Consider the following 9,795-nt stretch of genomic DNA (forward strand, 5'->3'; position numbering starts at 1 on the left):
GCAGCGGCAACCCAATTGGCAAGGGGTTCCCAGCGCACGTAGCGATCGCCTCCCACTTCCACCACTACTTTAAGTTTCGGCAGAGTCTGAGTCAACTGTGCCAAGTAGGCAAATTCTTGTTTTGAGAGTCGCTTGCCATCAATCAGCCACAGCACTAAGCCTTTGGCGTTAGGAGGGAGGTTTTCCAAGTGATAGGTAACAAGAGGAGGCTGGAAATACACCCGAATGTTCTCCTTGCCTGTGTGAGCCGGACGAATCCCGTGCACTTGGGTCAGGTAGGCAGCCAAATCTCCCAAGCCCGGAGCGCTCATATGCAAAGTAGTATAGCCCTTAGAGCGCAGTCGCCGTTGATAGCGCCCCTCAAAACCTCCCTCTGGCGGCACAAAGAGAGCTAATGCTCCAGCGGCCTCTAAGTCTTTAACGAATTGATAGCCAGCTAACAGCCCCATAGATTCTTTCTCACCGGTTTTAGCATTCCATCCAGCACTTTACCATGCCCCTTCCTGCTGCGGATATGTCTAAGTTAACAGCAGTGCAAATAGCCCACATAAGGCAATGCCATCAAAGACACCGGCACCACCAATACTTAGCACCCCCGCTGACATCCGCTCAATTTCCCGTAGGTGGAGTAAATCAGCACCAATGAGCGTCCCTAGGACACCCCCAGCAAAGGCAATGGGCGCTGCCGCCGTACCCCCAGCAATCAAAATGGCGGTCATTGCTGCTGTAAGGGGAGCAACTAAGGCATTCATCTGAATCCCAATGCCCGGTACCACCTGAGCAGAGTAGTAACTCACCGCTGTCACAATTGCCGTCACCAAGAGAATTGCCAAAGGACTGACGCGGCTAAATTGGTAGAGAGCCAATATGGTTGGGATCAAGCCGCCCCCCACATTCAGCGCCACAATGGTTTTTTGCTCAATTTTGCGCAGGGGAATTCCCCAAAACCGACTTAACCAAAGTGCCTCAAAGTCAGGAACAATGGCCACCGTGGAGATTCGCTCATAGAGGGGAATATTTATCGTACTACCGAGAATCACCAGTAGGAGTAGGACTGAGGCAGCGGTGGGTGAAAAGCCCAGCTTGGCAACAGCCACTTGCACTGTATCGAGGGCAATTGCCAGCCAAAGAAAGGGCAGCGACAGCAACAGTAGTACAAAAAGCAAGGCAGTAACCGGCAGATAAATCATAGGAATTGAGAATCCCGTTCATTAAACTTGCGATGATTCTTTGGGCAGTTGAGCAACAGCATCCTTGAGAGCTTTGGCTAGGGCAATGGCGGAAGGATAGCGATCGCCCAAAAGGGGAGCCGTAGCGCGGTGCAACACCTGTTTCAAGGGGTCAGGAATCTCTGGGCACTGCGAAACGTCAAGGCGATGAAAGCCATCACGGTGGTGATAGAAGCGAATCGGACTGTTGCCCAGCAGTAAAAAAGCTAACGTTGCCCCCACTGCAAATAAATCCGACTGAATGGTGGGTTTGCCCATCATCTGTTCCGGGGCGCTGTAGCCCTCCACGGCAATGCGAGTAGCACCGGGAGAATGCCCCAGTTCCTGAACCGCACCAAAGTCAATCAAAACAATCTGATTATCCCGCGATCGCACCAGCAGGTTACTGGGTTTGAGGTCGCGGTGAATCACTGGGGGATCCTGATTGTGCAGATAGTCCAAAACACCACAGGTTTGAATCATCCACTGCACCGCCTGAGGAATCGGCACCTTACCATTGCGCAATACCCAGCGCTCTAGGTCAATGCCATGAATGAGTTCCATGACTAAATAGCTTTTCCCATCTTCAACAAAAAAGTCGTAAAAGCGGGGAATCCCTGCATGATCTAGGCGTTGTAAGATACGAGCCTCCCGTTCAAATAGTTCCTGAGCCTTCTCATTGTCTAGCATATTTGCCCGTAGTTCCTTCAGCACCCGCACCTGCGGCACCCTACCAGTTGTTTGAGCTTCACAGGCTAAATAGGTTGTGCCAATCCCGCCATGTCCTAAAAGGCGCAGGATGTGATAGTTACGTACGGTGCGCTGCACCTGGAGGGGTTGACCACAGTGAATGCAAAATAGATTTCCCGGCATATTACCCGCATGGGTACACTCACTGAGGGTTGGTGCGCTGCGGCTGAGATTCTGTTGATGAAATTCAAGAATCGGGCCGGTAGGACCGAGTTGGATCAGACTACCATTGGCGAGTTTACTCTCATCGACAAGGCGACCGTCAACAAAGGTGCCGATCGCCCCTAAACTTTTGAGATACCAACGGCCAAGATTCTCTGGATCCCGATAGCAACACAACTCAGCGTGATAGCGACTAACAAGAATATCCTTGAGGATTACATCGTTGTCTGCGGCGCGACCAATGCGAATGGTTGTTTTAATTGGAAAACGCCAGGTTTTGACGGGGGTGCGTTTCCAAGGGTCTAACAGGTGCAGGATAATCACAGGTAGGCAACTGCTACAGCAAACTACAGCCCTTTTCCCATGGATGGAATACCCCCATGGCATTGAAAGCCTCTACTAGACCGAAGACTCCTTGGTGTATCCCATCTTTTTTTATAAAATAGGACTGTAATCAGAATTTAGCCTATTTTCCTCAGCCTTGCGGATGCTTGTTGCAGTTTGCAATGAAGGGAGCTAGATGCTCAGGGTTTTCGTTGCTGCCAAAGCGTAGTAAACTAAGGAATAGTGCTGGTGTAGCTCAGTTGGTAGAGCAACTGACTTGTAATCAGTAGGTCGTCGGTTCGAGTCCGACCATCAGCTTTGGTTACTTCACGCTCAAACGTATAATGTTCCCGTGGTTCACTCTTGACTGCTATGACGGCACTATGATGATCAAGGAAACGATTGCGCCATCCCTGCCATGCTTATCTATTGTACCCGTCCCCACTGTAGTCGTCCCCAAAACGATGTCCCAGAGTTAGACAACCCCAACAAACGCTATAGCCGTGTCGGAGAACGCTTTTGTACAGCCTGTGGAATGCCCTTGATTCTGCGGGGGCGATACGTCGCCGAGCGGCTGTTAGGGCGGGGGGGCTTTGGAGCCGCCTATCTGGCAAGGGATTTGGATACCCCTGGTCGGCGCGAGTGTGTGATTAAACAGTTTATGCCGTTGATGTCCGATCCCCAGAGTCGGCAAAAGGCTCTGGAACTTTTTGAGCGGGAGGGGCAAGTTCTTGATCAACTGGGTCAGCATGCCCAGATCCCAGACTTGCTGGCATTTTTTGCTGAAGAAGTCCCCAGTATTGATGGACAGGGAACAGAGCAGTATTTCTACCTCGTACAGGAATATATTGATGGTGAAACCTTAGAGGATGAACTGATTCAACAGGGATGCTTTAGCGAAGAACAGGTGCGGCAAGTGCTGCGGGAACTTCTACCCGTATTGCAGTACGTCCATGACCACGGCTCAATCCACCGCGACATTAAACTCTCGAATATCATGCGCCAGCACCCCCACAAGACAAAGTTTCCCGGCCAAGGGCGGCTCTACCTGCTGGATTTTGGGGCGGTGAAGCAGATTTCCCAAGGGGGCGGCCCACAAGGACATTTTACCGGTATTTATACTCAATACTATGCACCACCGGAACAAGCGCGAGGGGAGCGGGTCTATCCCAGTTCAGATCTCTATGCCCTAGCTGTTACCTGTATTGTGCTCCTGACGGGCAAAGACCCCAGTCAACTATTTGATGCCTACAACAACCGCTGGGATTGGCATGCCTATGCCCAAGTCAGTCCACAATTGCAAGCAATTCTAGATCGCATGCTGCAACCTGCGCCTAGCGATCGCTACCAATCGGCAGCAGAAGTTTTAGCAGCGCTCAATAGTGGCCCCAACCCAATGCCAGCACCGCCACCCCCTGCACCGCCACAGCCAGTGACACCCCCTGCCCCCGTGCCGCAGCCGCCACCGCCCTCTCCTGTTCCCGTCGTGTCGCAACTCACACCTTCTCCGCCACGGGCACCGCTGACTCCTCCCACGGTTACCCCCCGTCCTAAGGCGAAACCGCCACGGCAGCCGGCGCCCCCCTTACCCGCATTAAAAATTCTCATTAGTGCTGGCTTTACAGGCTTTGAAATGACCGCCTTGGGGCTGATGATTTTTAGTTTGATGACAACTTGGCAGTTGCCTGTGGGTGTGAGTGCAGGGCTAATTGGCGCTTTATTTGCCCTTTTGGTGTTTATGCAGTACAAACGCTTGATTGAATACTGGGAGCAGTTGATCATTGCGGTCATTTCAGGGACAGTTCTCTTTTCTATGCCCCTCTTGCAAGCGGGATTAGGGGGTGTGACAGCGCTACTCATTTGTGGTTTAGTGGGGTTGGGTTGTGTGGTTATGGGCAACATCTTCTTGCTGATTTACAGTATCTTGGCGCGGTTCCTGTAGGAGCAGGGCAATGCAGTTAACGTGGTTGGAGAGCAATACTTGGTTATGGGAGTTGGGTAATACGCGGATTTTGGTTGATCCATGGTTTGTGGGGGCACTGACCTTTGGCAACACGCCGTGGCTGTTTCAGGCGGAGCGATCGCACCCCTGTGCCATACCGACGGATGTGGATTTCATTTTGCTCTCCCAAGGACTCCCGGATCACTGCCATGAACCCACCCTTCGTGCCTGCGATCGCGCCCTACCGGTCATTGCTTCCCCCAGTGCTGCTAAAGTTGCCCAAGCCCTTGGCTTTGAAAGCGTTATTGCCCTCAGCTCTCACCAAATCCACACGTACCGCGATCTGACGATCCAAGCCACGAAAGGCGCCAGTATTAACCCCGGTCAACAGGAAAATGGTTATGTTTTACGCTGTGGCAATCAAACCCTTTACTATGAACCCCACGGTTGCCATGATCCGTGGCTGCGCACCTATAGCAAGGTGGATGTGGTAATTACGCCCCTTTTGGATGTCTGTTTACCCATAGTCGGCGCGATTCTCAAAGGGGGCAAGACGGCATTGAAATTGGGGCAATGGCTTCAGCCTAAGGTGATGATCACCACCGCTGGCAATGGTACCCTCCGCCTAGAGGGATGGCTACCGCGACTGCTCTCAGTTCGGGGAACCCTTGAGGAACTGCAAGTGTCGTTTCAGCAACTTGGCTTAAATACCCGTTTGGTGGAACCAGTGGCCTACACTCCCTTTGTTCTTCTGGCTGAGGTCTAGGGATGCGACGCTGGCTGCGGCCTTTGATTCTCTTTTGGCGGGGGGCAATTCTTCTACTTCAGGACAATCAGCGGTTTTTGCAGTTGCTCGGCCAGATGGAGGGGGTTGCAACCCGCGTGTTGGCAATCGGGATGTTGATTGTGGTCATTGTCGCCATTGTTGATTTGGGACGGATTTTGGCCACAGAGTTGCTCTCACCACCGCTGGGTCAATTTAGCCTTGAGCTGGTGAAAATTTTTGGTTTATTTCTCAATGTCTTGGTTGCCTTAGAGATTCTTGAAAATATTACCGCCTACCTGAAAACCCACGTCTCCTCGCAAATTGTGGAGCTGGTGATTGTTACGTCCTTGATTGCCATTGCCCGTAAACTCATCATTCTGGATATTAGTCAACCGGAAACTGTGGCCAAGCTCTTGGGGCTGGCGATCGCCATTTTGGCTTTGTCTGCCAGTTACTGGATTGTGCGTCGTCTAAACTACCGGCGGCGTCCCTGAAGGATACACTTGCTCACGGTAGGCTTGCGCCTGTTCTAAGGCTGTTTGCAGTTGCTCCCAGTTCTCCTGCTCCACTTGGCGAATGAGATCATCAAGAATGGCACGGTAGTGGATTAAACAATGGCGCACTGCCGCCCGGTTATATTCCGCCATCATTCGTCCCAGTTCTGGGTTGCCGCCCCCAACACGACTGGTATCGCGAAAGCCGGAGCTGGCCAACTGCTGCGCCAGCCTCCGAATCGGCTCATTGGCTTCTTGGGCATTAGCAAGAATCAGTGCCGCACTCACCAGTACAGGAAGGTGGGAAATCCAAGCAACGGCGCGATCATGATCCGTGGGGGTAGCATAGAGTAGCTTTGCTCCTAAATCGTTGACTACGCCAGCAACACAGTCAATGGCCACACTTGGCGTGTAGAGGGTTGGGGTGAGAACATAGGGGGCATTCTCAAACAGATGGGCTTGCGCCGCTTCAATGCCGGACTCTGCGGTACCGGCCATGGGGTGCCCGCCCACATAGTGTGGCCAGAGTTGTTCAAGGGCAGGGACAATTTCTCCTTTGACGGATGCCACATCCGTCAGAACCGTTTCTCGACTGAGATAGGGGGTAATGTCGAGAGCTACACTGAGAATGCTGCCAATGGGAGGACAAAGAAATACCAGATCAAGGGCACGCAAGATTTCTGGCTCCGTGCTGCCCCGGTCAATGGCACCCTTGGCGATCGCCCGCTCACAGGTTTGCGCTCGCCGACTCAGCCCAACCACATAGTGACCCTTTGCCCGCAGATCAATGCCTAAGGAACCACCAATGAGTCCCAGCCCTACAATGCCAATCCGCAACATATTGTTCGTGAACTTGAATACCTTTACGATTGTGACACTGATTGTTGTGCTCAAATTGCTCAACTCTGTAGAGAGCAGTGCAGGTCCGTGCCGATGGGCCATCATCACATTCCCCAGGGCACGGAGCCGGTACAGACATGGTAGGCATGGGCAAAGCCAGTGTTACAGTCACTTAGGGCCAGTGGGATGGGACTACAATACTGCAACTCAGAGGCCAGCTACGCAAAATTTTCCGGTCGAACATTGCGATTCCCAGCAAATAAACATCCCTAGACTATGAGGCGAAGGGTCACCAAAATGAGCAGGGTCGGTTCAAGGGCAATGCCAGTGGGGGCACAGCGGAAATGATGCCAAGGGCTTTGCCCCGTTGATCTTGTCCTAGCAGGGGGAGTGCCACATTGACAATGCTGACATCAATCGTAAACATAAACATAGGTAGAGCAAGGGAGCTGCCCACAGCAATCCACCGGCGATGCTGTTTTGAGACCGGGCTTGCCATGGGTGAAAAAACGACTCATCGGCTCTGGTGTAGTTCGATACAATCAGAATTAAATTCTGTTGCGCTCTAGGCCATCCATGATGAAACGCCTTGCCCATTTGCTTCAGCGAACCCTCACATTCTGTCTTGGCCTTGCCCTTGTCTGGTGCTTGAATAGTGGTACACCGGTGTGGGCAGCAGCGGCTCACCATAGTTTTGTAGCAGCCGCAGTGGAACGAGTTGGCGATGCGGTTGTTCGTATTGATACCGAGCGCACAATAGTGCGCACGCCAGATCCTCTGCTCAGTGATCCCTTCTTTCGCCAATTTTTCCCCGGCTTAGCCTTGCCACCCCAAGAGGATCGGCTGCGGGGTCAAGGGTCAGGGTTCATTATTGATCCCAGTGGCATTGTCATGACCAATGCCCACGTGGTCAGCCAAGCAGATACGGTAACGGTGCGCCTCAAGGATGGCCGAGTCTTTGAGGGAGAAGTGCGTGGCGTTGATGAAGTTTCGGATTTGGCGATTGTCAAACTTAAAGGGGTAACAGAACCGTTGCCAACAGCGCCCCTAGGCGACTCCAGTGAGGTAAAAGTGGGAGATTGGGCGATCGCCGTCGGGAATCCCCTTGGCCTCGACAACACAGTGACATTGGGGATTGTGAGTACGCTCCACCGCTCCAGCGCTCAAGTGGGCATCCCCGATAAGCGTCTTGATTTTATTCAAACGGATGCGGCCATCAACCCTGGCAATTCTGGGGGGCCTTTACTCAATGAAGAGGGGGAAGTCATCGGCATTAACACTGCCATTCGTGCTGATGCAATGGGAATTGGCTTTGCCATTCCCATCAATAAGGCCAAGGTCCTGCAAGCTCGCCTAATTCGCGGTGAAAAAATTCAACACGCCTACATTGGCATTCAAATGACCACCTTTACGCCGGCAATGGCTAGGGAAAACAATGCCAACCCCAATTCCCCAGTGATTTTGCCAGAAGTCAATGGCGTTCTTATCCTGCAAGTTCTGCCCAATACACCTGCGGCAAAAGCCGGTCTGCGCTGGGGAGATGTGATTACAGCAGTGGATGGGGAACCGATTACCAGTGCGGATCAACTACAAAACATTGTGGATAGTGCCGCTGTGGGGCAAGTGCTGAACCTGACAGTTCAACGGGGCGATCGCAGCCAGCGCATTGCTGTACGCACAGCGGAGCTACAGGGAGCCGCCTAATGCCCTTGGGGCTACTGCTGTTGTGGCTCTTTGCCCTTGCAACCCGCTTCTGGGGGTTGACCCGTTTTTCAACCCTAGTTTTTGATGAAGTCTATTTTGCCCGCTTTGGCCGCAACTATCTTGCGGGGGTTCCCTTCTTTGATGCCCATCCCCCTTTGGGAAAATACCTGATTGCCCTGAGCATTTGGCTGGGGGGTGGCTTTCACCCTTGGGGCTATCGCTGGTTAAATGCCCTAATGGGATCGCTGATTCCCGTGGCGGTGGCTGTTTTGGCCTATCTTTTGACCCAGCGATCGCGGGTCGCCCTGTTGTCGGGATACCTCGTTGCTCTCGATGGCCTCTTTTTGGTGGAGTCCCGCTATGCTCTGATCAATGTGCCCCTAGTGCTCTTTGGCGTGGTGAGTCAAATTCTCTGGCTATGGGGGTTGCGCTACAGAGGTAGGGCGCGATCGCTCTGGTTAGTTGCTGCTGGCATTGTCTTTGGCGCCTGTATTGCTGTGAAGTGGAGTGGCTTGGGCTTTCTGTTGGGAGTAGGTTTGTTCTGGCTGCTCCAGCGGCAGTTACCACTGTCTGCGGAGTGGAAAACGACATATCAAACAACCTATGAGTGGTGGCAGATGTGTCTGCTTCTACCCCTTGTCACATTTGTTGTCTATACGCTCCTCTGGTGGCCTCATTTGCAGTTTCATCCCCACCAAAGCCTTCTGGAGCTGCATCGGCAAATGTTTGACTTTCATCGCAGCGTTGCCAGTACAGCCCATCCCTACTGTTCCCCTTGGTGGTCTTGGCCGCTGCTGCTGCGTCCGATGAGTTACTTTTTTCAAAAGGTGCAAACCCTCAGTGAAGCGGTGCCGGTCATTGGCCCGCCCCTACCCCTGGCAGATACGCAGTGGGTTTATGCCGTCTATGCCCTTTTTAACCCCCCCCTCCTGTGGCTGGGTACCTTGGCGGCGTTGGCACTTTTTCCCCTAGGATTGATCCCCCTCGCCGGCCGCTTTGTACTCTTGAACTATGCTGCCAATCTCTTGCCCTGGGCACTTGTAAGCCGCTGTGTTTTTATCTATCACTACCTCCCTGCTGCTCTCTATAGCTTTATGGCCTTGGCTTTAGTCTGGGAAGCCAGCCACGCTTGGGGAGTTTGGGCACGCTGGGCACGCCTTGCTGTCCTAGGAGGGGTTCTTGGGGGCTTTCTCTACTGGCTTCCCCTGTATTTAGGGCTACCCGTAACGCCCCAAAGCTTTTTTAGACGGATGTGGTTGCGTTCTTGGATTTAGCTCATCGGCGGGAAGCCCCGCGCTCTCCCGAAGGGAAATCTTGCTGCTCAATGTACCACCGCCCCACCACTGGCAATCCATAGCACTTGTTCAGCCACAGCCTGCCACTAAAGACAGACTTCAGACAGTTTTGCTGACGCTGGGAGAGCTAGGTGATCGGTCGCGAAGGTCAAAAGACTGGGGAAGCCCGCCCTCTACGCGCAGCGTGAGGGCCGGGAGTATGTCATTTGTTCAGTTGCACGTTCCAGAGGCGGGAGGTTTCGAGGCGATCCAACCACGTTTCGTAGAAGGCACGATTGGCAGCTTGCTCTTGGGGGTCAGTGGTCGTCCA

Annotated in this window: 10 protein-coding genes and 1 tRNA gene; 6 read left to right on the top strand and 5 right to left on the bottom strand. The window is 53.0% G+C overall.

Annotated features, from left to right (window positions below; translation table 11 throughout):
* From P3X23_RS02755 to P3X23_RS02765, 3 genes are all read right to left on the bottom strand, one after another.
* On the bottom strand, nt 1-449 hold a 449-nt coding region (locus P3X23_RS02755), incomplete at its 3' end, for an NAD(P)H-quinone oxidoreductase subunit N (RefSeq protein WP_300872931.1).
* Between the two features lie 69 nt (nt 450-518).
* Nucleotides 519-1,190, bottom strand: coding sequence for a DUF1614 domain-containing protein (locus P3X23_RS02760; protein WP_300872933.1), 672 nt, complete (start codon nt 1,188-1,190; stop codon nt 519-521).
* A gap of 21 nt (nt 1,191-1,211) precedes the next feature.
* Complete coding sequence (locus P3X23_RS02765; RefSeq protein ID WP_300872935.1) at nt 1,212-2,444, bottom strand: protein kinase; 1,233 nt, start codon at nt 2,442-2,444, stop codon at nt 1,212-1,214.
* Between the two features lie 245 nt (nt 2,445-2,689).
* On the opposite strand from P3X23_RS02765, the gene P3X23_RS02770 reads away from it, so the two are divergent.
* The 4 genes from P3X23_RS02770 (at nt 2,690) to P3X23_RS02785 (ending at nt 5,646) form a co-directional block, all read left to right on the top strand.
* Nucleotides 2,690-2,762: transfer RNA gene (locus tag P3X23_RS02770), tRNA-Thr, on the top strand.
* Between the two features lie 100 nt (nt 2,763-2,862).
* Entirely contained in the window at nt 2,863-4,386 is a 1,524-nt protein-coding gene (locus P3X23_RS02775) for a serine/threonine-protein kinase (protein WP_300872937.1), read from the top strand.
* 10 nt (nt 4,387-4,396) lie between these two features.
* On the top strand, nt 4,397-5,152 hold the full coding sequence (locus P3X23_RS02780) for an MBL fold metallo-hydrolase (protein ID WP_300872938.1): 756 nt from the start codon (nt 4,397-4,399) through the stop codon (nt 5,150-5,152).
* Between the two features lie 2 nt (nt 5,153-5,154).
* Nucleotides 5,155-5,646 (top strand): phosphate-starvation-inducible PsiE family protein, encoded by a 492-nt coding sequence (locus P3X23_RS02785; protein WP_300872939.1) that lies wholly within the window; start codon nt 5,155-5,157, stop codon nt 5,644-5,646.
* Here P3X23_RS02785 and P3X23_RS02790 read toward each other — a convergent pair.
* Both P3X23_RS02790 and P3X23_RS02795 read right to left on the bottom strand, forming a co-directional pair.
* Nucleotides 5,623-6,483, bottom strand: a complete 861-nt coding sequence (locus P3X23_RS02790; RefSeq protein ID WP_367186490.1) for a prephenate/arogenate dehydrogenase — start codon at nt 6,481-6,483, stop codon at nt 5,623-5,625. The two genes, P3X23_RS02785 and P3X23_RS02790, sit on opposite strands and share 24 nt — an antisense overlap.
* Nucleotides 6,484-6,775: 292 nt before the next feature.
* Nucleotides 6,776-6,985 (bottom strand): hypothetical protein, encoded by a 210-nt coding sequence (locus P3X23_RS02795; protein WP_300872942.1) that lies wholly within the window; start codon nt 6,983-6,985, stop codon nt 6,776-6,778.
* A 77-nt stretch (nt 6,986-7,062) separates the two neighbouring features.
* On the opposite strand from P3X23_RS02795, the gene P3X23_RS02800 reads away from it, so the two are divergent.
* Together P3X23_RS02800 and P3X23_RS02805 are read left to right on the top strand one after the other, a co-directional pair.
* Nucleotides 7,063-8,190, top strand: coding sequence for an HhoA/HhoB/HtrA family serine endopeptidase (locus tag P3X23_RS02800; protein WP_300872944.1), 1,128 nt, complete (start codon nt 7,063-7,065; stop codon nt 8,188-8,190).
* Complete coding sequence (locus P3X23_RS02805; protein ID WP_300872946.1) at nt 8,190-9,464, top strand: phospholipid carrier-dependent glycosyltransferase; 1,275 nt, start codon at nt 8,190-8,192, stop codon at nt 9,462-9,464. Before P3X23_RS02800 ends, P3X23_RS02805 begins: the two co-directional genes overlap by 1 nt.
* Nucleotides 9,465-9,795 lie beyond the last annotated feature (331 nt).

Source organism: Thermosynechococcus sp. Uc (assembly GCF_029335995.1).
GTDB lineage: Bacteria > Cyanobacteriota > Cyanobacteriia > Thermosynechococcales > Thermosynechococcaceae > Thermosynechococcus.